The following is a 21328-nucleotide window of genomic DNA, read 5'->3' on the forward strand; positions in this document are numbered from 1 at the left end:
GCCGTTCAGCGCCGCTGCGCCTGCTCCCCGTCCAGAACTTCGATCATGTCGGCACTCGCGATGTCGAGGGTCGGGCCGCGCCAAGCTTCGAGGATGCCCCGGACCCGGAGGTGACGTCCACGCCAAGCGGTGGCCCGCGGCGCAGGCGTCTTCCCGTCCGCACCCCGGCCACCCGCACCCCGGCCACCCGCATCTTGGCCAACGACATCTTGGCCATCCGTGTCCCGGAAGACCGGTCTCTGCAAACCACGTTCCTGCAACTGGCGCCAAGTGCGTTTCGACACGGTTACCGTAAGCCCGTCCTCACCCTTGCGGGCGAAGTCGAGATAGGTCCGTCGCGCCCTCTCGCCGACCCACAGGACGGTCCCTTCCGCCACCACGAAACGGCCGATCCGTTCGCGCAGGGCGGGCCCGTCCCGGACCTCGGGGCGGCCTTGACTCCAGAGACCGAGCCGCTGGCTCCGGGCTCCGGCCTCGACGGCCAGGAGGGCAGGGCGACACAGGCTGTCCCGCTCACCCGCATCGACCTCGGCGAGGCCGCCCGCCACGAGGCCGGCCGCGAGGTCCATGGCCTCCGGCTGTCTGCCGGCCTCAGCCTCGCCCGCCCTCGCATGGATCGGGATCGCTTCGACCGGGATCGCGTCGACCCGTGACCGGCCCCAGCGGTCGGTGTCACCCCGAGGCACGACGGTCAGGGCGCGGCCCTGTCGCGCGATGAGCCAAGCCCGCGCGGCTTCGGCGCTCTCCGGGCCGTCCGGCCAGTGCACCCCGTCGAGCACGGCCCGCGCACCCGAGGCGAGGATCAGTTCGCCCCGGGGGCCGAGCCCAACGAGGCGGTCCTCCCGCGCGGGCGCCTCACGGCATTCCGGCGCCACGGCCCTGGCCGGGCTCGACAGCGCCGGCAACCCGCTCATGGCAAAGCCGAGGAGCCAGCCCGCTCTCCACCGGCAGGGCGATGGTCGCTGCGCGATTGTCACGAACCCGGCCCCCGGCTCCCGTTGCGAATCCGGCGCCATTGTCCTCCGCGATCGGGCCGAGACAAGGAAGTCTCGGTGTCTCGGAGCGGTTCAGGACGCGTTGCGGCAAGATCGCCACACAAATCGATCGCCACACAAATCGATCGCCACACAAATCGATCGCCACACAAATCGATCGCCACGCAGGAGTTTGGGGCGGAGCCCGGAATGCGCCTGCCCGGTTGGCGGCCCCGTGCGATGGTGTTAGGAACACTCCCGGTGAGTCTCCGTAGCTCAGCTGGACAGAGCACAGGTTTCCTAGATCACAATTGGGCGTCGCGAGGGGAAACCGCGCGGCGGATCCGCTCAAATTCGGGGAACGCTCAACGTCCGCTTCCCGCGGACACAGCCAATCCCGAGCCAAGCCCGATGCCCCGACGGGGACCGGGACGGTGTAGAGACTAGACGGGCGGCACCTAAGGACCTCGGCGACGAGGTCTACGGTGAAGGGATAGTCCAGACCACGAACGCGCCCTCGGGGGTGCGGCGGCGGAAGCCGAAGTGGGATGAAACCTGGGGTCGCAGGTTCGAGACCTGCCGGGGACGCCACCATCTTTGCTCGGGCGTGCGACGTGTCGCGGCGCCGAGCGCTTCTCCTGGCGGGCTGGCGGGGCTGCGTCCCGCGTGGGACGGATCAGGGCCGCCCGCATACGCCGTGAGATCCGCATACGCCGTGAGGTATGTGTTCGCAGATCGGCGACCACCGGGTAGGCGAATTACCCAATGACACCCGCCTGATCGGCGCGCATCTCGTGATGGTCGATGCGGCCGGCGACATGAGCCTGACGTTTCCCTTCGCCAAGGACTTGATACCGCCCGACTTGATACCGCCCGGCAAGGGGGGGCGAGACCCGTCAGTGAAGCGTGGACGCGAATCTGAACATCGCATCCATAGCGCGGGCGAGCCGACGTCAGGGCATACGGGTGTCAGGGCATGCGGGTGTCAGGGTTTGCGGGTCCGCGACGCGTCCTCGATGGCGGCCTGATGATACCAGCTGTCGAAGGCAACCGCCTGCGGCAGGCGTTGCGCCTTCGCCTCCGTCTTGCCGATCAGGCCCGAGGCGTCGGTCGCCAGATCGCGCCGGCTGCGGAACGGCAGAATCTGGGCCGTCTGCTGATGATGTCCACTCGTCATAGGTCGCAGAGTCCTTCGTGTGTCGGGACCTTGTGCGCGGGTCCTTGCCTGCACTGCCATTGGGGTGCCGTATGGCGAGAGTATAGGCACGGAAGAGCAGGTTTGCATCCTGCAAACCTTGAGAAATCAGGAAGTTGCGAGAAATATAGGCGTGCCACATATTCTTTCAGGATCGGTCAAGACTCCTGACCGATCCGGTCGACGAAGGGGGCATGAGCGTTTCTTAACCGTGTTCGCCCGGATTTCTGCCCAGGGCCAATCGAGGTGCGCTGGCGCAGCGTCTCTGTCCCACCGCCGAAGCTAGGGTCTGGACTCGATCAGCACCAGAAGGCGATGACGGCAGCGAGTGCGACGGCCGAGGCGTAGTTTCGGGCCAGCTTGTCGTAGCGGGTGGCGATGCGACGGAGGTCTTTCAGGCGATTGAAGGTTGCTTCAATCCGCCAGCGCTCGCAGTAGCGGCGCTTGTCGTGGCGGATCTTCCGCTTGCGGCCGCGCTTGCCGGGGATGATCGGCGTGATGCCTTTTTCCCGCAGGTCGGCCCGGAGCCAGTCGGCGTCGTAGCCCTTGTCGGCGGCCAAGCGACGGACCCGACCGGGAGCCTCGGCGAGTACGGCTGGGGCGGTGGCGACGTCGCTGGCGTTGCCAGGCGTCAGCAGAAGGACGCCTGGGCGGCCGAGGACATCGGTGAGGGCGTGGATCTTGGTCGTCTGGCCGCCACGCGACGGGCCGATGCCTTGCGTACGAGCCCCCCTTTACCGCCATGCGCCGAGCGGTGCGCCTTGACGTAGGTGCTGTCGATAGCGGCCGCCTCGCCCGCCCATCCGCTCTTGGCCAGCGCCCTCAACATCGCCCGCCAAAAGCCGCGGCGGGACCAGCGATTGAAGCGGTTGTAGACGGTCGTGCGCGGACCATACGCGGCCGGGCAGTCGCGCCAGCGGCAGCCCGAGGTCAGCACGTGCAGGATGCCGGAAATGACCTGCCGATCGTCGTTCCGTTCCGGCCCGGGCTGGTTCTTGGGCATAAACGGTTCCATCACCGCCCACTGCTCATCCGAGAGCCAGAACAGGTCCGCCATCGCCGCCTCCGTGCTGCAAACGGCGGCTCTGAATCACAAAACCAGAATTCTCGCAACGTCTTGGTTCGGTTCACACCCTAGACCGCCCATCCCTGAACGGATGGGACCGCGGTGATGAGCTCCAAGATCATTCTGGCACTGACGCTGATCGTCTTCCTGACGACCGGCCGGGCGCCGGGCATGCGGGAACTGCGCAATCCGGACGCGGAATCCGGCGCGGCCCGCCTCGTGCACGCCCTCAAGCGGGACGGCGTCTGATTGTCCACATGATCGGCGGTCCGGAGGCGGGCCGCGCAGGGATGCCGGTTTGACGCCCGGGAGTGCCGGTCATACCGTTCGCGCGCTTACGAGGGTCGGGCGGAATGGCGGGACAGAAGACCGATGCACGCGACGTGCATGTGGGACAGCGGATCGCGGAGCAGCGCAAGAAGGCTGCGTTGACCCAGAAGCGCGTCGCCCAGAGCTTCGGGATGTCCGCGGCCCAATTGCAGAAGTACGAGAAGGGCACCAACCGCATCAGTGCCATCCATCTCGACACCTTCAGCCGGATGACCGGTGTTCCGATCGCGTATTTCTTCGACGGCCTCGACCACGGGGAGACGGCGTCGGCCGGCGAGGCGAGCGGCCCCGGTTTCTCCGAGCCGGCCCAGCAGACCTATGCCTCCGAAAACCCCTGGCTGGGACTGGCCGAAATCGTGGTGCGCCACGTCAGGGCGCATTTTCCCGAGGCGGAGCGCCGCCAGTTCGCCGCTGCGCTCCAGGTCATCGACGACAAGCTTGTGGGCTGATCTATCGTCCGGTTCGTTCGCTATGGCGGATTTATCCGGTCTTTCGGCTTGACCCTCTGCGCCGTGACTGCCAGACATTCGCGCCTGAGACGTTCAGAAAAGGCGCCCCATCCGTCTGGGCGCTCAGTCCATTGGGGGCTCCATGCCGCGTTCCAACTACCTGTTCACCAGCGAGTCGGTCTCCGAAGGTCACCCGGACAAGGTCTGTGACCGGATCTCCGACACCGTCGTCGACGCCTATCTGGCGGCCATGCCGGAGGCCCGCCTCGGCGTCGAGACGCTGGCGACCACCAACCGGATCGTCATCGCGGGCGAGGTGCGCGGTCCCGATTCGGTGACCTTCGATCACCTGACCGAGCTGACCCGCGAGGCGGTCAAGGACATCGGCTACGAGCAGTCGGGCTTCCACTGGAAGAACAACGACATCGCAATCCACCTGCACGCGCAGTCCGCCGACATCGCGCAGGGCGTCGACTCGTCCGGTAATAAGGACGAGGGCGCCGGCGACCAGGGCATCATGTTCGGCTACGCCTCGGACGAGACCCCCGAGCTGATGCCGGCGCCGATCTACTACGCCCATAAGATCCTCAAGGACCTCGCCGACGCCCGCAAGGGCCGGAAGGGCGATGCCGCCAAGCTCGGCCCCGATGCCAAGAGCCAGGTCACGGTCCGCTACGAGAACGGCCGCCCGGTCGGCGTCACGCAGATCGTGCTCTCGACCCAGCACGTCGACGAATCGCTCGATTCAGCCGACGTCCGCGCCATCGTCGAGCCCTACATCCTGGCGGCCCTGCCGCAGAACTGGGTCTCCGAGGAGACGGTCTGGCACGTGAACCCGACCGGCAAGTTCGTCATCGGCGGTCCCGACGGCGATGCCGGCCTGACCGGCCGCAAGATCATCGTCGACACCTACGGCGGTGCGGCCCCCCACGGCGGCGGCGCCTTCTCGGGCAAGGACCCGACGAAGGTCGACCGCTCGGCCGCCTACGCGGCCCGCTACCTTGCCAAGAACGTGGTCGCGGCCGGCCTCGCGACGCGCGCCACGATCCAGCTCGCCTACGCCATCGGTGTCGCCAAGCCGCTGTCGATCTATGTCGACCTGCACGGCACCGGGCAGGTGGACGAGGCCAAGCTCGAGGACGTGCTGATGAACGCCTTCGACCTGTCGCCTCGCGGCATCCGCACCAAGCTCGGCCTCAACAAGCCGATCTACGCCCGCACCTCCGCCTACGGCCATTTCGGCCGCGCCCCTGAGGCCGATGGCGGCTTCTCGTGGGAGCGCGTCGATCTCGCCGACAGCCTCAAGTCGGCGCTGGCCTGACCCCATGACGCTGGGGCGGGATCCACACCCGCCCCAGCGAGGCGGGACCGAAGGGGAGGGCGCCGACCGCGCCTTCTACGGGCGCCGCAAGGGCAAGCGCCTGCGCGCCGGCCAGGAGCAGCGCCTGACGGAGCTGCTGCCGATGCTGCGGCTCAGCCTGCCGCCCCAGGGCGAACACCTCGATCCGCACGCGTTGTTTCCGGTGCCGACCGACGAGGTCTGGCTGGAGATCGGGTTTGGCGGCGGTGAGCATCTCGCGGCCCAGGCGTCGGCCAACCCCCGCACCGGCATCATCGGCGCCGAGCCCTTCGTGAACGGCGTGGTCAAGCTCCTGCGCGCCGTGGATGAGGCCGATCTGCGCAACGTCCGGGTCTGGGACGAGGACGCCACGGCCCTGCTCGCGGCCCTGCCGACGGCGAGCCTGACGCGGGTCTACCTGCTCTATCCCGATCCGTGGCCGAAGCGCCGGCAGCGCAAGCGCCGCTTCGTCTCCGACGCCGCACTGGCCGAGATCGCTCGCGTGCTCAAGCCCGGGGGCATCTTCCGCTTCGCCAGCGACATCGACGACTACGCCGGCTGGACGCTGGTCCGCGCCGCGCGCTGCCCCGATCTGACCTGGACCGCCGAAGCGGCCGGAGACTGGACCCGGCCCTGGGCCGACTGGCCCGGCACGCGCTACGAGGCCAAGGCGCTGGCCGCCGGTCGGCCGCCGAGCTATCTGGAGTTCCGCCGCGTCGCGACAGTTTTGGGCGTCGCACCGGGCGCCTGAACGAAGCCGAACCCCGGCATCCCCAAGATGTTGCACAGGACATCCTCCGACAGGCTGCGACTCTCGCACGAAATCGACCCAGGGGATCAAAGATCCGACGCCGTCATTCGGTGGGGGGTTGTTCGTCGAATCTGGATTGCCATCTCATTCCTGCCTTATTCCATCCGATCTTCAGCGGTCTGATGGTCGACGATGGCGTGCGCGCTTGTCGGTCGGACTCGCCCGCGAGTCCGTGACACGAGGTCGGACCCCGCTGAGCGAGGATGTGGCGTGGACGACGCTTCAGATCGGCAGAAGGCTCCGGGTCTGCAGGAAGCTTCAGGCTCGCGAGAAGCTCCGGGCTTGCGAGAGGCTTCGGAACAGGCTCCGCATCGGAGTGCGGACCTGCGCGACACCGCTTTCGCACAGGCACCGATCGGCATTCTCGTCAGCGATGGCGCCGGCCTGATCCGCGACGTCAATCCTTACCTGTGCGACCTCCTGGGTTATCCGGCCGGTGCCCTCGACGGGCGCTCTCTCTCGGTCCTGGGCGCCGTGGCCCCGCGGGCCTGCATCCGGCGCTGGATGCGCGCGGACGGCACCGGTCTCGACATGCGTCTGCGGCCCTCGCCGATGCGCGACGACCGGCAGGTCTTCGTCGTCGAAGCCGTCGACCCGGACGAGGTCGTGCGGGCCGAGGAGAATCAAGCAGCCCTGACGGCAGCGGGCCTCGGCGAGTGGCGCTACGATTTCACCGACGGGCGGGTCGTCCTCTCGCGCCGCGCCGCGCACCTTCTCGGCTACACCCCCGGCATGCCGGTGTCCTGGAATGCCCTCAAGGCCACCCTCGACGTTGGCGAGGCCGCCCGCATCCGGGTCCAGGTCCGCGCCGCCCTGAAGGACGGCCAGCCCTTCGCCTTCGAATGCCGCCTGCGCCGCGCCCGCGACGGGGCCGCCGTCGACGTGGGGGTCCGGGGGCAGGCCATCCCGGCGGCTGAAGGCCATGGCCGGACCACCGCCCTCGTCGGTGTGGTCGAGGACGTCACCACCCGGGTCGAGGCCCGCAACGCCCTGCGCGACGGCGAGCAGCGCCTGCGCATCGCCACCTCCCTGGCGGCCCTGGGGATCTTCGAGTGGCACATGCTCGACGATCAGGCGATCTGGGAGAACGAGCGCATGTTCGCGATCTTCGGGCGCAGCGCCGCCGACGGCGCCCTGGGCAAGCGCGAATTCCTCGAGACCGTGCTCCACCCCGAGGACCGCCCGGCCTTTCGCGCCGCCATCACCCAGGCCCTGCGCGAGGACAGCACCCTGGCGGTCTCGGGCCGCATCCGCCGCCTCAGCGACGGGGCGTGGCGCACCCTCGACTTCGCGGGGCGCTTCGAGCGCGATGCCCCCCACCGCCTGCCGCGCCGCCTGATCGGGGTCGTCGCCGACGTGACCGAGCGCCGGCTCGCCGAGGAGCGCCAGACGCTCCTGATCCGGGAATTGCACCACCGGGTGAAGAACACCCTGGCCACCGTCCAGGCCATCGTCGGATCGACCGCCCGCACCGCTTCCAGCATCGAGAGCTTCTACGAGGCCTTCGTCGGGCGGATCATGTCGCTGGCCCATACCCATTCGGTTCTCACCGAGGACACGTGGCAGACCGCCTCCCTGCGCACTCTGCTGGCCAACGAACTCAAGCCCTATGCCGAGGGCGCCCTGACCGGAACGGATGACGGGGATGCCCGCATCCAGCTGTCCGGGCCCCCGGTCGACATGTCGTCCGAGATCGCGGTGCCGATCGGCATGGCGATCCACGAACTGACCACGAACGCGGCCAAGTACGGCGCCCTGTCCACCCGCGACGGGCGCGTCGCCATCACCTGGGCGCTGGAACCCGGCGGCCCGGCCGGGACCCTGCGCTTCTCCTGGGTCGAGAGCGGCGGCCCGCCCGTCAGCCCGCCAACCCGCCAGGGCTTCGGCTCGCGCCTGCTCCAGCGGGTGCTGACGGCCCAGGTCCGGGCGGAAGTGTCGATGGCCTACCCGGCGGAGGGCTTCGCCCTGACGATGCTCGCCCCCCTGCCTGTCCGCAACGCCGCGCTCAATCCGCTGGCCTGAGTGCCGGTCGGGGCGCCGCTCAGGCGGCGCCGCGGTTGTCGGTTTCACCGCCGGCCTCGACGAAGGCCTTGAGCTCGTCGAGGGAATCGAAGGTGTAGCGCCCGCGCGGCGTCTCCGCCTCGATCACCCCGTTGGCGTACATGACGTAGGTGTTCCCGCCCGACTTGTAGGTGCCCACGACCGGATGGTCCGGCTCGGGGACGGGCTCGGCCTCGTCGGTCGGAACCGCCGCAGTCTCTGAAGCGCTCGCAGGGGCGCTCTCCCGGACGCTCTCCGGAGCAGGCTCCTCGGCCGGAATCTCCACGAACGGCACCGTTTCGATCGGGGCGGCGGGCGGGGGCGTCGCCGCCGCTGCGTCCGGCTCGATCTCCGTGAACGGGGTTTCCGCCTGGGGCGGTTGCGGGAGCAAAGTGTCCGGGGGCGAGGCTCCTTCGACCAAGGCTGTCCCGTGCCGGGCTTCGTCGTGCCGGGCTTCGTCGTGCTGGGCTTCGTTGTGCGGGGCATCCTCGTGCGGGGCTTCTTCGAGGGGCATGCCGGGGCGGAGGGTGTCCCTCAACGGAGCCGCGAAGAGGTCGTGGTCCGAGGCGGAGGCGCCGTCCGTCCGCGCGTCCTCGGGCAGATGGTTCGGCAGCAGCGGTTCGACCGCACGCGGCTGCGGCTGCGAGGGCGGGTCGGGATCGAAGAAGGTCGGTTCGAGGCCGTGACGGCCGGTGGTCCCAAGCCCCGCGCTTGATCCAAGCCCTGCGCCTGATCCAAGCCCTGCGCCTGCGCCGAGCCCTGCCCCGGCGCCAAATCCTGCGCCCAGGCTGGCAGCCGTGGCGGCTAGGCTCGGGCGGCCGCGGGCACCTACGCCCGGCTCCATCCCCCCGGTGAAGCTGTCCGGGTCGGTCGCCGCCGTCGGCGGCTCCGGAGGCGCGGTCTCCGGCGCGCGGGTGGCCGTCATCGTCCGTTCCAGCCCGCGCAGGCGGCCGGCGACGACGGCGAGGCCGAGCAGCACGGCTCCGGCCGAAGCCGTGGTGGCGCCCGCGATGGTCATGGCGAGACCGCTCTCGAGCCGAACGTAGGGGAATCCCTGGATGACCGATACGATGCCTCCGACGATCATGACGGCGGCCAGCGCGAACAGCGCGATGCTCATGGACTTCTCGACAAACGCCTGCATCTTACAGATGCGGCGCGCACACTAAAGGCCTGACCGGCATTTGCAAAACGCCGAATGGCCCGGCGGGCGCCTCCGCGCACGTGGCGCACGGTCAAGATGATCGACCGGATCGGGCTCCGACCGGGAATGGGGCCGGCCCCGGAAGGGCATCGACTTCACCCGGGCATCGACTTACGTAACGACGCGTTGGTGCGAAGATCGCGCGCGGGTCGCGCGCCTGATCGTGTCCGATGACTCACGAGCCGGAGAGTTGCCCATGACCTTCACCCTGCCCGAACTGCCTTACGCCTACGACGCGCTCGGCCCCTACATGTCGAAGGAAACCCTCGAGTTTCACCACGACAAGCATCACAAGGCCTATGTCGACACCGGCAACAAGCTGCTCGAGGGCACGGGCCTGGAAGGCAAGAGCGTCGAGGAGGTCCTGACTTCCGCCTACGGCAACAACCAGCCGCTCTTCAACAATGCCGGCCAGCACTACAACCACATTCATTTCTGGCAGTGGATGAAGCCCAATGGCGGTGGCGCCGCTCCGGGTGCGCTCGCCAAGAAGATCGACGAGGATCTCGGCGGCTTCGAGAAGTTCAAGGCCGACTTCATCCAGGCCGGCGTCGGCCAGTTCGGCTCCGGCTGGGCCTGGCTCGCGGTTAAGGACGGCAAGCTCGCCATCATGAAGACCCCCAACGGCGAGAACCCGCTCGTGCACGGCGCCAAGCCGATCCTCGGCGTCGACGTCTGGGAGCACTCCTACTACATCGACTACCGCAACCGTCGTCCCGACTACCTCAAGGCGTTCATCGAGAACCTGGTGAACTGGGAGCACGTCGAGAAGATGTACGGCGAGGCCACCGCGTAAGGCCGAAGGCCAGGACGTTCGCGCCGCGAGTCGTCCGACTCGCGGCGTTGTCACGCCGACCCCTCCCGAGACCGGCGGCGCCCGTCTCGACGAGATCCGATCGATCAAGTCGGGTCCTTCTTTCTCAGAGATCTATCCAGCCCGCACCTCACCCTCCCCCCTCTGCGGGGGAGGGTGACCCGCGAATGCGGGTCGGGAGAGGGGAGCGCCGCCCTATTCGAAGAGGTCGCGCTGCCCCTCTCCCGCCTGCTCCGCAGGCACTCTCCCCCGCGGCGGGGGGAGGGTGCGCGATGTCCGTCGAGTGAGACCCATGATCCGCAGCATCCTCTCCGTCGGTGGCTGGACGCTGGTCTCCCGCATCACCGGTTTCGCCCGCGACGTGGTGATGGCCGCGATTCTCGGCGCCGGGCCGGTGGCCGACGCGTTCGTGGTGGCGTTCCGCCTGCCGAACCATTTCCGGGCGATCTTCGGCGAGGGTGCCTTCAACACCGCCTTCGTGCCGAGCTACGCTAGCCTGTCGGAGAGCGAGAAGGCCGACCCGGCGGGGAGCGCGGCCCGGCGCTTCGCCGACCGCATCTTCACCCTGATGCTGCTGGTGCAGATCGGCTTCCTGGCCCTGGCGATGCCGGCGATGCCCTGGGTGGTCCGGGCCCTGGCGCCCGGCTTCTCCGAGGACCCGGAGCGCTTCGCGCTCGCCGTCTCGCTGACCCGGATCACCTTTCCGTACCTGCTGTTCATGACGCTGGTGACCCTGTTCTCCGGCCTCCTCAACGCGCATCGGCGCTTCGCCGTGGCGGCCGGGGCGCCGGTCCTCCTGAACCTGTCGATGCTGGCCGCCCTGGCCTCCGCATCGCTGTTTCCGAACGCCGCCTACGCCGCCGCCTGGGGCGTGACGGTGTCGGGCGTCCTGCAATTCGCCCTGGTGTGGTGGGATTGCCGGCGCGCCGGCATCGCCCCGGTCCTGGCCGCGCCGACCCTGCGCGACCCGGCCATGCGGCGCTTCTTCACGGTGCTGGGTCCGGCGGTGATCGGCTCGGCCGGATTCCAGATCTCGTCCTTCGCCGACACCATCATCGCCAGTCTGCTGCCCACCGGCGCGGTCTCGGCCCTGTACTACGCCGACCGGCTCTACCAGCTGCCCTTCGGGGTCATCGCCATCGCGGCCGGCACCGTGCTGCTGCCCGAGATGAGCCGGCGCATCGCGGCCGGCGACGTCGCCGGGGCGCACGCGGCGCAGAACCGGGCGGCGGGCTTTTCCCTCGCCCTCTCGGCGCCCTTCACGGTGGCGTTCCTCACCCTGCCGGCCCTGATCATGACGGCCCTGTTTCAGCGCGGCGCCTTCGGGGCCGATGATGCCGCGCGGGCGGCCTCGGTGCTGGCCGCCTACGGGCTCGCCCTGCCGGCCGTGGTGCTCCTGCGCAGCGCGCTCGCCAGCTTCTATGCCCGGCAGGACACGATGACCCCGCTCATCGCTTCGCTGACCGCCATCGCGGTCAACGTGGCCTTGAAGGTGGTACTCACCGGCCCCTACGGCGTCACCGGTCTCGCGCTCGCCACCGCCATCGGCCAGTGGATCAATCTCGGCCTCCTGGTGGTGCTCGCCTGGCGGCGCGGCTGGATGGCACCGGGCCGGACGCTGGGCGTCACCATCCTGGGCGTGACCGTGGCCTGCGCCGCGCTGGCCGCCACCGCCTCTTATGGCCTGCCGCTCGCCGAATCCGTGGTGCCGGCCCTGCCGCGCCTGCGCGAGATCGCGGTGCTCTGCGTGCTGGGGCTCGCCGGAACGCTGGTCTATGCGGGAGTGTTATTGGCGACGCTACGCGTGTGCGGGGTTCGCCTGCGGCGCGCCTGAAGAGGCCGCATGGCAGAAGAAGCATCCCCGCGCGTCGCCGTCTTCGACGCCTACGGCACCCTGTTCGACGTGCACGCGGCGGTGTCGCGCCATGCCGGGGCGATCGGCCCGGATGCCGCCGCCCTGTCCGAGACCTGGCGCGCCAAGCAGCTCGAATATTCCTGGGTGTTCGGCCTGATGCAGCGGCCGGTTCCGTTCTGGAGCCTGACCGAGCGGGCGCTCGACCATGCGCTGGCGACGTATCCCGACGTCGATCGGGCTTTGCGGCCCGCCCTGCTCGATGCCTATCGCGATCTCGATGCCTATCCGGAGGTGCCCGGCGCGCTCCGGGCCCTGCGGGCGGCGGGCTGGCGCACCGCGATCCTGTCCAACGGCGACGCCGCGATGCTGGAGCGCGCCGTCGCCTCGGCGGGGCTCGCCGACCATCTCGACGCGGTGCTCTCGGTCGAGTCGGCCCGGACCTTCAAGACCGCCCCCGCGGCCTACCGCATCGCCACGACGCATTTCGGCGTCCCGCCCGAGGCCGTGCTGTTCGGCTCCTCCAACCGCTGGGACGTGGCGGGGGCGGCCGCCTTCGGCTTCCGGCCCGTCTGGGTCAACCGCAAGGGGGTGCCGGACGAGTACCCGGATTTCCCACCCGAGCGTGTGGTTCGCAGCCTCGACGCCCTGCTCTGAACCGGGGCCGATTGCGCCCTGGCGTCAGGATCGTCCGAGAGCGGCCTCGATCAGCCTGACGCCGTCGGGGCTGTCCCACTCCGCCGGTCCCTTCATCACCCCGAGGGTGCAGCCGCGTCCGTCGACCAGCAGGGTGGTCGGCAGGCCGAGGGAGCCGGTGGCCTTCTGCAGGGCCGGCAGCACCCGCCCGGCCGGATCGGCGTAGTAGGCGAGCTGCCGGATGCCGTTCTGCTTGAGCCAGGCCGGCGGCGCGTCGAGGTTGCGGGTGTCGACATTGATCGCCACCACGCTGAAATCCGGACCGCCGAGCTTGCCTTGAAGCCGGTCGAGGGCCGGCATCTCGGCCTTGCAGGGCGCGCACCAGGTCGCCCACAGGTTCACCAGGCGCAGGGCCTTCAGGTCGTCGAGGGTGGCGTCGGCCCCGTCCGGCCCCTTGAAGGCGAGGGCGGGGGCCGGCACCGGCCGGGGCGCGACCGCGAACGCGGCGACCTCGCCCCGGGCCAGCGGCGCGATCCGGGCCGCCGTCGCGGATGCGTCGGCGCACGGGGTTGCGGAAAGGTCAGCGGAGTTGCCGCCGGTCGAGCCCGTCCCGTATACGGCAAGCCATCCGCCGAGGATGGCGACGAGGGCGGCTCCGCCGGCGACCATCGCCCGGGTGCCGGGCATCATCGTTGCTTGCCCGAATGGCGTTGCTTGCCCGGATGGACGGGCCGAAGGGCTGGAAGGGTCAGTGAGAGCATGAGCAACCGGATGTGGGGCGGGCGCTTCGCGAGCGGCCCCGCCGAGATCATGGAGGAGATCAACGCCTCCATCGGGTTCGACAAGCGCCTCGCGCCCCAGGACATCCGTGGCTCGCTGGCGCATGTGGCGATGCTGGGACAGGCGGGAATCCTCCCCCCCGCCGATGTGGCTGCGATCGAGGACGGTCTCAAGGCCGTGCGCGACGAAATCGAGGCGGGGGGCTTCGTGTTCAAGCGCGAGCTCGAGGACATCCACATGTCCGTCGAGAGCCGGCTGACCGAGATCGTCGGCCCGGCGGCCGGGCGCCTGCACACCGCGCGCTCGCGCAACGATCAGGTCGCCACCGACATGAAGCTGTGGGTGCGCGACACCCTGGACAGCCTGGACGCCCAGGCCGCCGGCCTGCAGAAGGCCTTGGCCGAGAAGGCGCAGGCCCATGCCGCCACGGTGATGCCGGGCTTCACCCATCTGCAATCGGCCCAGCCCGTCACCTTCGGCCACCATTGCCTCGCCTATGTCGAGATGCTGGCCCGCGACCGCGGCCGGTTCCGCGATGCCCGCGCCCGCCTGAACGAGTGCCCGCTGGGTGCTGCGGCGCTGGCCGGCACCTCGTTCCCCATCGACCGGCATGCCACCGCCGCCGCGCTGGGCTTCGACCGGCCGACGGCGAACTCCCTCGATTCCGTCGCCGACCGCGACTTCGCCCTGGAATCGCTCTCCGCCGCGGCGATCTGCGCCGTTCACCTGTCGCGCTTCGCCGAAGAGCTGGTGGTCTGGACCTCGGCCCAGTTCAACTTCGTCCGGCTGTCCGATGGCTACACCACCGGCTCGTCGATCATGCCGCAGAAGCGCAACCCGGACGCGGCCGAGCTGGTGCGGGCCAAGTCCGGCCGCGTCATCGGTGCGCTCACGGGACTGCTGATCGTGATGAAGGGACTGCCGCTCGCCTATTCGAAGGACATGCAGGAGGACAAGGAGGGCACCTTCGACGCGCTCCAGGCCCTCTCGCTGTGCCTGGCCGCCATGACCGGCATGGTGCGCGACCTCGAACCGAATGCCGCGGTGCTCGCCCGCGCCGCCGGCTCCGGCTACGCCACCGCGACCGACCTCGCCGACTGGCTGGTGCGGGAACTCGGCTTGCCGTTCCGCGAAGCGCACCACGTCACGGGCCGCCTCGTCGGCACGGCCTCCGCCCGCAATGTCGGCCTGGAAGACCTGTCGCTGGCCGAGATGCAGTCCGCCGAGCCCCGCATCACCGAGGCGGTCTACGCGGTGCTGGGCGTCGAGAACTCGGTCTCGAGCCGGACCAGCTACGGCGGCACCGCCCCCGACAACGTGCGCGCCCAGGCCGCACGCTGGATCGCGGCCCTCGCGGACGCATAGGCCGAAAGAACCGGCCTCGGGGCAGGTGCGTTCACGGCTTAGCTATGTGATGCTGTGTAAGACCTGACCCGAGCCCTTCGGAGATCTTTCCATGACCCCTGAAAGCGCGATTGCGCCGGATGATGTCCCGGCCCTCGCGGCCGATGCCACGGCCCTGATCGACGTGGCCCTGAGCCGGCTGCCCGAGGCCGACCGGGCCGCCTTCTGGGCCTCGGTGCGCAAGTGCTACAACACGCCCTACAACGACCCGAAGCCCCGGGCGCTGCCGCGGGTCCAGGTACCGGTCCAAGGACCGGTCCAAGGACCAGTCCAGGTATCGGTCCAAAGACCGGTCCAAGGGGAGGCTCAGGCCGTCGCGCCCGTCGCCGAACCGGCTCGCACCACGGTCTCGAGCCTCGCGGCAGCCGTGATGGCGACGCTGCCGAGCGCTTTTCCGAGTGCCGTGCCGGCGGAGCCGCACGCCGCCTGACGCGTGCCGGCGGCGCCCCGGAGCGGGGGCGGCGCCATCGTCCTGTTTCCTGAAGTCCGCGTGCCTTCGCGCCGCAAGTCCGGACGCGTGGGCGGGGCCTCCCGGCCCGGCACCGTCCCGAAGGGTCCTCCATGCTTCCAGTTCTGCGGCGCGGTCTCCGGCTCGGGGCCGTCACGATCGTCCTGGCCGGTCCGGTCTCCCTCCTGCCGATGCCGGCCGTGCCCGGCGCGCTTCTCGGCGCGGCGCAGGTTTTGGCGCAGGATGCCGCGCCCGAGGCGTCCGAAGCGCCCAGCCGGAAGCGCGGCCGGCGCGGGCGCGAGAAGGCCCCCCTGACGGCGCCGGGCATGCAGCAGGCCACGCCGGTCGCGATCTTCGGCGACTGGAACGTCTTCGCCAACGGCCAGGGCAAGACCCGCGTCTGCTACGCCATCGCCCAGCCGCAGACGCGTTCGCCCAAGACCCTGAAGCGCGACACGGCCTATCTCTTCGTGACCGTGCGCAAAGCCGAGAACGTGGCCAACGAGGTCGCGGTGATGCTGGGCTTCCCCGCCAAGCCTGCCAGCAGCCAGGCCAAGGCCAATGCGGGGCCGGCGCCCACCGACCCGACCCTGATCCTCGGCGCCACCCGCTACGGCCTCGTCACCAAGGACAACAACGCCTGGCTCCAGAACCCGGCGGAGGAGACCCGCGTGGTCACCGAGATGACGCGCACGGCCAAGCTCCAGATCAAGACCACCTCGATGCGGGGCAATCCCACCCAGGACGATTACGCCCTGGCGGGCTTCGCCGAGGCGATGAAGCGCGCCCGCGACGAGTGCAAGTAGACAGACGAGCCGCAGGTCTGCGAGCCGCAGGTCTCCAGGCTACAGGTCTCCAGGCGCGCAGCAAGCAGGCGGGTCTACGCCCGCGTTGCGGCGTCTCCCGCCTGGGCCGCTTCGTCCCGGATCGATGACAAGGTGAGATGGGCCGGCGCGCCGTCGCCGGTCAGGTCGAGCCGGTCGGCGCCCGTGGCCAGCAGCAGGGACAGCGCCTCGCGCACCGAGGCGCCCTTGTCGAGGGCGGGCGCGCCCGGGGCGGCACCGGGGCGCGCCAGGGTGCCGGCGGGGATCAGGGCGAGGCGGCGCAGCGCCCGGTCCTGACCGGTGAAGCCGGCCACGAAGGCATCGGCCGGTGCGGCGAGGAGGCGCTCCGGGGTGTCGGCCTGGACGATCCGGCCGGCGCGCATCAGCACCACCCGGTCGCCCATCCGCATCGCCTCGTCGATGTCGTGGGTAACGAGGAGCACGGTCTTGCCGAGGCGCCGCAGGATGGCGCCGATCTCACCCTGGAGCCGGTCGCGGGCGACGGGGTCCACGGCCCCGAAGGGCTCGTCCATGAGGAGGACCGGCGGATCGGCCGCGAGCGCCCGGGCGACGCCGACGCGCTGGCGCTGGCCGCCGGAGAGCTCGTGCGGGCGCCGCCGGCGATACTCGGCCGGGTCGAGTCCCACGAGATCGAGCATGGCATCGACCCGCTCGGCGATCCGGGAGCGGGGCCAGCCGAGCAGGCCCGGCACGGTGGCGATGTTGTCGGCGACGCTGCGATGGGGAAACAGGCCGACGCCCTGGAGCACGTAGCCGATGCGTCGGCGCAGGGCGACCGGATCGCCCTGCATCACGTCCACGCCCGCGACGAGGACCCGGCCCGCATCCGGCTCCACCAGCCGGTTGACCATGCGCAGAGTGGTGGATTTCCCGCAGCCCGAGGGGCCGATCAGGGCGCAGACGCTGCCTTCGGCGACCGCGAGGTCGAGATTGTCCACGGCGGGGCGCCCGGCATCCGGGAACCGCTTGCTGACGCCCTCCAGGCGGATCACGGCACGGTTCCGACGTGACGCACGCCGGTCTGCGGCTCAGCAGCCCTTGCAGATCGAGCCCATGGTGGTGCGCATCTTGTTGTCCCAGGCCTTGTCGCGGGCCGCCGAGGCGCGCTGGGCCTTCACCATGTCGGCCTCGGTGGAGGCGCGGGTGTAGGGAGCGCCGCCCCGGTCGCCGCCGCTCGGCGGCTTGGTCACGCCCGATGCCGTGATGTTCCGTGGAACGGGCGCGCCCGGCGCGGGCTGGGCCAGCACCGGAGCGGCACCGAGGAGAACGGCGAGGGTCGAAACGACAAGGATGCGGGACATGAGGGCAGACGATCCCCGACAGATTTCAGCGCATGGAGCCGAAGGACGGATCGGTCCGCAGGCCTGACGGCCTGGCGATCCGCCACTCGCTTCGTTCTGATCCCTACGATGGACAGCGCTTGAAAATATGGCGCCTTGACCATGCCGGACCCCGCCGGAGCCCTGATCAGGTGCGAAATGGCACCCCTGGGCGGCTTTCGTCGGTCAGGCAGTGCCGTCACGGACCGCTGAGAAACCCGATCCGCTGGCGGGCCGGCTGGCCGAGCCAGAGCAGGACGGCCCCGATCACCAGTCCGACCAGGGCGGCGGGCGCCAGGGTGAGCGGCAGAACCAGGATCTTCCACAACCAGGGGGCGACGCCCTCGACCGTGCCCTGCAGGGCGCTCGCCCGGTCCTTGAACAGGGTGAAGGCGAGGTCGCTGACGCTGGTGACGCGCACGGCGTCGTTCGCGATGGAGCGCGCGCCGTCATAGACGAGGCAGACGAAGCCCGCCGCGAGGAAGACGAGGCCGAGGAAGCGGCTGAGGAAACGGACCATCGCACCCGATCGCACCGCCGGCATCCGGGCCGGCCCCGGAGGCTGAGTAGGAGGGCACGTCGCGGTGCGCAAGCCACCGTCGTCCGAGCGGCGGGCGCTGCGGTTTGCGCGGGATCGCGATCGCGCCATATGCGGGCACGGGGCCGCGCGGCGCGGGGCCCATCCGCAGCCCGAGACCCGATCGAAGCCCATGCGCGACGCTTCCTCCCTCCTCGATCCGGTGCCCGCCCCCGGCGAGACCGCACCCGCCCTCGCGCTGGTGATCTTCGATTGCGACGGCGTCCTCGTCGACAGCGAGCCGATCAGCCTCGGGCGCCTGACTGCCGGTCTCAACCGCATCGGCGTGCCCATCGACGTCGAGACCGTGCGGGCGCGCTTCGCCGGCACCTCGATGGTTTCCATCATGGGCCACATCGCCCGCGATTACGGAGTCACGGCGCCGGAAGGCTTCGTCGAGGCGGTGAAGGAGGATACCCTGCGGGCCTTCGACACCGAGCTGCGCGCCGTGGCGGGCGTCGCGGCGGCAGTGGCCGAACTCGGCCTGCCGTCCTGCGTCGCTTCGAGCAGCGACCCCGTGCGCCTGCGCCACTCCCTCGGGCTCACCGGCCTGCTGCCCCTGTTCGAGGGGCGGATCTTCTCCTCGACCCTGGTGGCGCGGGGCAAGCCGGCCCCCGATCTGTTCCTCCACGCCGCCGCCGCCATGGGCGTCGCCCCGGAGGCCTGCCTGGTGATCGAGGACAGCGTTCCGGGCGTCACCGCCGCCCGCGCCGCCGGCATGCGCGTCGTCGGCTTCAGTGGCGGCGGTCACTGGAGCCACGATCCGGCGGCGGCCGACCTGACCCGGGCCGGCGCCGCCCGGATCTTTCGCGACTATCAGGACCTTGCCGCCATCATCGCGGCCGCCTGACGCCTCCGGCGCGCGGAGTGCGGGCGCGCCGCGAAAGAAGCACGCGCCCCGCGCCCCAAGCGGGGCCGTTTGTGCCACGTTTCGCCCTGCATTCGAAAGATCGATCCGTTGACGAAAGCTCGCCGGATGAGCATCTTGAAGACGTTCGGTGGCCCCCAATCGGGTCGCCGGACCGCGGTGATTTGAAGTGTGTAGCTTGCGCCGCGTCATCAAACGCTAAAGCACCGCGATGCGCGCGCGCCTCGTGGTCCTTCTTAACAAGGATGACTTGCCGTGACTGTCTGCACTGCGCTCCGATCTCCACAGAACGCCCGGTTCCAACGCGGTTGTTGTCGACGCTGACCTCTCCGTCGCGTCCCACGATCCTGTCTCTGCCGGCCCAAAGCCGGCCACCGGAGTTCCCGTCATGCCGCATGCCCAGACCGACGCCGATCGGGCGTTGAACCGCCTGCACGCCACGCCCGCTTTCCCGGACCACCGGGCGGACCGCGCCCGCAACCGCCTCCATGCCGAGCCGACCCGCATCATCGAGATCGGCGAGGTCACCGCCGGCATCGCCGTGCCGGAGCCGGGCGGGGTCCGCTTCTTCGCATCGAGCCGCGACTTCGCGCCCCTCGAGGGCACGGTGTTCCGCAGCGTCGAGCAGGCCGCCCGGGCCGCCCGCGACCGCTTCCGCAGCCAGACCCGCCCGCGGGCCGGCGCCCTCGGGGAACGCCTGCGGGCGGTGTAAGCGGGCGACCCGGGCGCATCGCGACACCCGGGGCGGCGTCAGACCGGCCAGGCCGCATCCCGGTAGGCGCCGTCCCAGAACAGGTATTCGAGCCGGGTGGCCTGGCGGTAGGCCCGGTGCATCCGCGCCCGGACGTCCGGCGAGGCGCCGCGGGCCGCCGCGTCGGTGGCGGCGATCATGGCGGCGACGGCCTCGGCGAAATCCTCGCCCGCATAGGTGTCGATCCAGGCCCGGTACGGGTTGTCGGCGCCAGCCCGCGCAACGATGTCCCGGCCGATCTCGGCATAGATCCAGAAGCACGGCAGCAGGGCGCCGAGCACCACCTCATAGGGCTCCGCGTAGGCGGTGGCGAGGAGGTACGACACGTAGTGATCGCAGGGCGGCGAGAGCGGTATCTCCGCGAAGGTCGTGGCGTCGATGCCGTAATCGCGGAAGAAGCCGCCGTGCAGCGAGCGCTCCACCACGATCGCGGTCTCGGCCGCGCGGGCGAACTGCACCATCCGGTCCGGGTCCGGCGCCTTGGCGGCGGCGAGGGCCAGCGCCCGGCCGAAGCCCACGAGGTAATGTGCATCCTGCACGATGTAGTGGATGAAGCGCGCCCGGGTGAGGGTGCCGGCGGCGAGTTCGGCGTTGAACGGCATGGTGCGGATGGTCTCGTAGGCCTCCGCGTTGCGCGCCCAGGCCTCTGCTGAGAACGCCTCGCCCGATCCAGCGTCTGTCGAGACGGCCCTCGTCATACCCGGCTCTCCGGCTCGAAGGACAGGGTGACGCCGTGGCGGGCGCGCTGGCCCGGGGCCAGCATCCGCTGCGAATCCCGCCGCGTGAGGTCGCCGGCGAAGCCCGCCCATTCGGCATGGCCGGTCCAGCATTCGAGCGAGAGGAACGGGGCCGTCGGCTTGGTCCAGACCGCCAGATGGGGGAAGTCCGAGACCGCCAGGCGGATCGCCGCGCCGTCGGGCCCGGTGAAGCGCATCCAGGCGCTCGCCGCATCCCGGAACACCAGGGCCTCGGTGAAGAGGGCCGGATCGAGGGGCAGAGTGTCGCCGTCGAGCGGGACCGGCCGCTCCGCGCGCAGGAGCAGGCCGCCGTCCCCCACCTCCGGCACGAACGGACGTTCCGGGTGTTCGAACCGGACCGCGTAGCCGCCGCCCGCCGCGCGGGTGCCGCCGGCGAAGGGCCACGGGAAGGCCGGGTGGAAGCCGAGGCCGTAGGGCAGGGGTACCGTGTCGGTGTTCTCGATCCAGATCTCGAAGTCGAGCAGGCCGGGGCCGACCCGGGCGGTGATGTCGAGGCGGAAGGCGTAAGGGAAATGCGCGCGGGTCTCGGCGCTGTCGGTCAGCCGCAGGCCGACGCTGTCCGCGGCCCGCTCGATCACCGTGAAGGGCAGGTCGCGGGCAAAGCCGTGCTGCGGCATCGGGTAGGCCTGGTCGCCCACCTGCACGGTGCCGCCCGAGGAGGCGCCGACCACCGGGAACAGCCACGGCGCGTGGCGATTCCAGTGCTGCGGATCGCCGCTCCAGAGGTATTCGCGTCCCGCCACCTGCCAGGACACGGGCTCGGCGCCATCGACGTCGATGACCGCCTGCGTGCCGTCGCCGGCGCTGATCGTAATCCGTTCGCCCATCTCACGTCCTGTCGTCCGGCTGGCCGCTCCCCAGATGGGTG

23 protein-coding genes are annotated in these 21328 nt (G+C 70.3%); 13 read left to right on the top strand and 10 right to left on the bottom strand.

Going from position 1 to position 21328, the window contains the following annotated elements; translation table 11 throughout:
* Window positions 1-5 precede the first annotated feature (5 nt).
* The 3 genes from J7U37_RS18075 to J7U37_RS18085 form a co-directional block, all read right to left on the bottom strand.
* Window positions 6-914 (bottom strand): DNA-binding protein, encoded by a 909-nt coding sequence (locus J7U37_RS18075; protein ID WP_247636584.1) that lies wholly within the window; start codon window positions 912-914, stop codon window positions 6-8.
* A 1045-nt stretch (window positions 915-1959) separates the two neighbouring features.
* Entirely contained in the window at window positions 1960-2151 is a 192-nt protein-coding gene (locus J7U37_RS18080) for a DUF2735 domain-containing protein (protein ID WP_056184776.1), read from the bottom strand.
* Between the two features lie 317 nt (window positions 2152-2468).
* Window positions 2469-3226 (bottom strand): IS5 family transposase gene (locus tag J7U37_RS18085; protein ID WP_247636585.1). Its coding sequence is split into 2 segments (ribosomal slippage): window positions 2469-2896 and window positions 2896-3226, totalling 759 coding nucleotides; the frame shifts between segments, so codons are not numbered across the junction.
* Between the two features lie 114 nt (window positions 3227-3340).
* On the opposite strand from J7U37_RS18085, the gene J7U37_RS18090 reads away from it, so the two are divergent.
* The 5 genes from J7U37_RS18090 to J7U37_RS18110 all read left to right on the top strand — a co-directional run bounded on the left by J7U37_RS18090 (window position 3341) and on the right by J7U37_RS18110 (window position 8186).
* Complete coding sequence (locus tag J7U37_RS18090) at window positions 3341-3484, top strand: hypothetical protein (RefSeq protein ID WP_200935813.1); 144 nt, start codon at window positions 3341-3343, stop codon at window positions 3482-3484.
* Between the two features lie 104 nt (window positions 3485-3588).
* Window positions 3589-4014, top strand: coding sequence for a helix-turn-helix transcriptional regulator (locus J7U37_RS18095; RefSeq protein ID WP_056184775.1), 426 nt, complete (start codon window positions 3589-3591; stop codon window positions 4012-4014).
* Window positions 4015-4156: 142 nt separating this feature from the next.
* Window positions 4157-5335 (top strand): methionine adenosyltransferase, encoded by a 1179-nt coding sequence (metK, locus tag J7U37_RS18100; RefSeq protein ID WP_056480554.1) that lies wholly within the window; start codon window positions 4157-4159, stop codon window positions 5333-5335.
* 4 nt (window positions 5336-5339) lie between these two features.
* Complete coding sequence (gene trmB, locus J7U37_RS18105; RefSeq protein ID WP_247636586.1) at window positions 5340-6104, top strand: tRNA (guanosine(46)-N7)-methyltransferase TrmB; 765 nt, start codon at window positions 5340-5342, stop codon at window positions 6102-6104.
* 342 nt (window positions 6105-6446) lie between these two features.
* Window positions 6447-8186, top strand: coding sequence for an HWE histidine kinase domain-containing protein (locus J7U37_RS18110; protein ID WP_056184772.1), 1740 nt, complete (start codon window positions 6447-6449; stop codon window positions 8184-8186).
* A gap of 19 nt (window positions 8187-8205) precedes the next feature.
* Here J7U37_RS18110 and J7U37_RS18115 read toward each other — a convergent pair whose 3' ends face one another.
* Window positions 8206-9324, bottom strand: a complete 1119-nt coding sequence (locus J7U37_RS18115) for a hypothetical protein (RefSeq protein WP_247636587.1) — start codon at window positions 9322-9324, stop codon at window positions 8206-8208.
* A gap of 280 nt (window positions 9325-9604) precedes the next feature.
* Here J7U37_RS18115 and J7U37_RS18120 point away from each other — a divergent pair, with 280 nt between their 5' ends.
* The 3 genes from J7U37_RS18120 (at window position 9605) to J7U37_RS18130 (ending at window position 12731) form a co-directional block, all read left to right on the top strand.
* On the top strand, window positions 9605-10204 hold the full coding sequence (locus J7U37_RS18120) for a superoxide dismutase (RefSeq protein ID WP_055946939.1): 600 nt from the start codon (window positions 9605-9607) through the stop codon (window positions 10202-10204).
* 310 nt (window positions 10205-10514) lie between these two features.
* Window positions 10515-12056, top strand: a complete 1542-nt coding sequence (murJ, locus tag J7U37_RS18125) for a murein biosynthesis integral membrane protein MurJ (protein WP_247636588.1) — start codon at window positions 10515-10517, stop codon at window positions 12054-12056.
* A gap of 9 nt (window positions 12057-12065) precedes the next feature.
* Window positions 12066-12731, top strand: coding sequence for a haloacid dehalogenase type II (locus J7U37_RS18130; protein ID WP_247636589.1), 666 nt, complete (start codon window positions 12066-12068; stop codon window positions 12729-12731).
* Between the two features lie 24 nt (window positions 12732-12755).
* Here J7U37_RS18130 and J7U37_RS18135 read toward each other — a convergent pair whose 3' ends face one another.
* A complete protein-coding gene (locus J7U37_RS18135) occupies window positions 12756-13397 on the bottom strand; it encodes a TlpA disulfide reductase family protein (protein WP_247636610.1) in 642 nt (213 codons plus the stop codon).
* Between the two features lie 72 nt (window positions 13398-13469).
* Here J7U37_RS18135 and argH point away from each other — a divergent pair, with 72 nt between their 5' ends.
* The 3 genes from argH (at window position 13470) to J7U37_RS18150 (ending at window position 16148) form a co-directional block, all read left to right on the top strand.
* Window positions 13470-14855 carry an argininosuccinate lyase gene (argH, locus tag J7U37_RS18140; protein ID WP_056184759.1) on the top strand — a complete coding sequence of 462 codons (1386 nt, stop codon included), beginning with the start codon at window positions 13470-13472 and terminating at the stop codon, window positions 14853-14855.
* A gap of 91 nt (window positions 14856-14946) precedes the next feature.
* Window positions 14947-15324, top strand: coding sequence for a hypothetical protein (locus tag J7U37_RS18145; protein ID WP_247636590.1), 378 nt, complete (start codon window positions 14947-14949; stop codon window positions 15322-15324).
* Window positions 15325-15455: 131 nt separating this feature from the next.
* Window positions 15456-16148 (top strand): invasion associated locus b family protein, encoded by a 693-nt coding sequence (locus J7U37_RS18150; RefSeq protein WP_200935814.1) that lies wholly within the window; start codon window positions 15456-15458, stop codon window positions 16146-16148.
* 74 nt (window positions 16149-16222) lie between these two features.
* Here J7U37_RS18150 and J7U37_RS18155 read toward each other — a convergent pair whose 3' ends face one another.
* From J7U37_RS18155 to J7U37_RS18165, 3 genes are all read right to left on the bottom strand, one after another.
* The gene (locus J7U37_RS18155) at window positions 16223-17179 is read right to left on the bottom strand and encodes an ABC transporter ATP-binding protein (protein WP_056184755.1); all 957 of its coding nucleotides are present in this window, start codon (window positions 17177-17179) and stop codon (window positions 16223-16225) included.
* Window positions 17180-17215: 36 nt separating this feature from the next.
* Window positions 17216-17488 (bottom strand): hypothetical protein, encoded by a 273-nt coding sequence (locus tag J7U37_RS18160; RefSeq protein WP_056184753.1) that lies wholly within the window; start codon window positions 17486-17488, stop codon window positions 17216-17218.
* A gap of 217 nt (window positions 17489-17705) precedes the next feature.
* On the bottom strand, window positions 17706-18026 hold the full coding sequence (locus J7U37_RS18165) for a hypothetical protein (RefSeq protein ID WP_056184751.1): 321 nt from the start codon (window positions 18024-18026) through the stop codon (window positions 17706-17708).
* A 190-nt stretch (window positions 18027-18216) separates the two neighbouring features.
* On the opposite strand from J7U37_RS18165, the gene J7U37_RS18170 reads away from it, so the two are divergent.
* Window positions 18217-18933 (top strand): HAD family hydrolase, encoded by a 717-nt coding sequence (locus J7U37_RS18170; RefSeq protein WP_247636591.1) that lies wholly within the window; start codon window positions 18217-18219, stop codon window positions 18931-18933.
* A gap of 406 nt (window positions 18934-19339) precedes the next feature.
* The gene (locus J7U37_RS18175) at window positions 19340-19663 is read left to right on the top strand and encodes a hypothetical protein (RefSeq protein WP_244476809.1); all 324 of its coding nucleotides are present in this window, start codon (window positions 19340-19342) and stop codon (window positions 19661-19663) included.
* Window positions 19664-19701: 38 nt separating this feature from the next.
* On the opposite strand, the gene J7U37_RS18180 is transcribed toward J7U37_RS18175, so the two are convergent.
* The gene (locus J7U37_RS18180) at window positions 19702-20400 is read right to left on the bottom strand and encodes a TenA family protein (RefSeq protein WP_247636592.1); all 699 of its coding nucleotides are present in this window, start codon (window positions 20398-20400) and stop codon (window positions 19702-19704) included.
* Entirely contained in the window at window positions 20397-21287 is an 891-nt protein-coding gene (locus J7U37_RS18185; protein ID WP_247636593.1) for an aldose 1-epimerase family protein, read from the bottom strand. The genes J7U37_RS18180 and J7U37_RS18185 overlap by 4 nt, the downstream gene beginning before the upstream one ends.
* Window positions 21288-21328 lie beyond the last annotated feature (41 nt).

Source organism: Methylobacterium sp. 37f, from assembly GCF_023093475.1.
GTDB lineage: Bacteria > Pseudomonadota > Alphaproteobacteria > Rhizobiales > Beijerinckiaceae > Methylobacterium.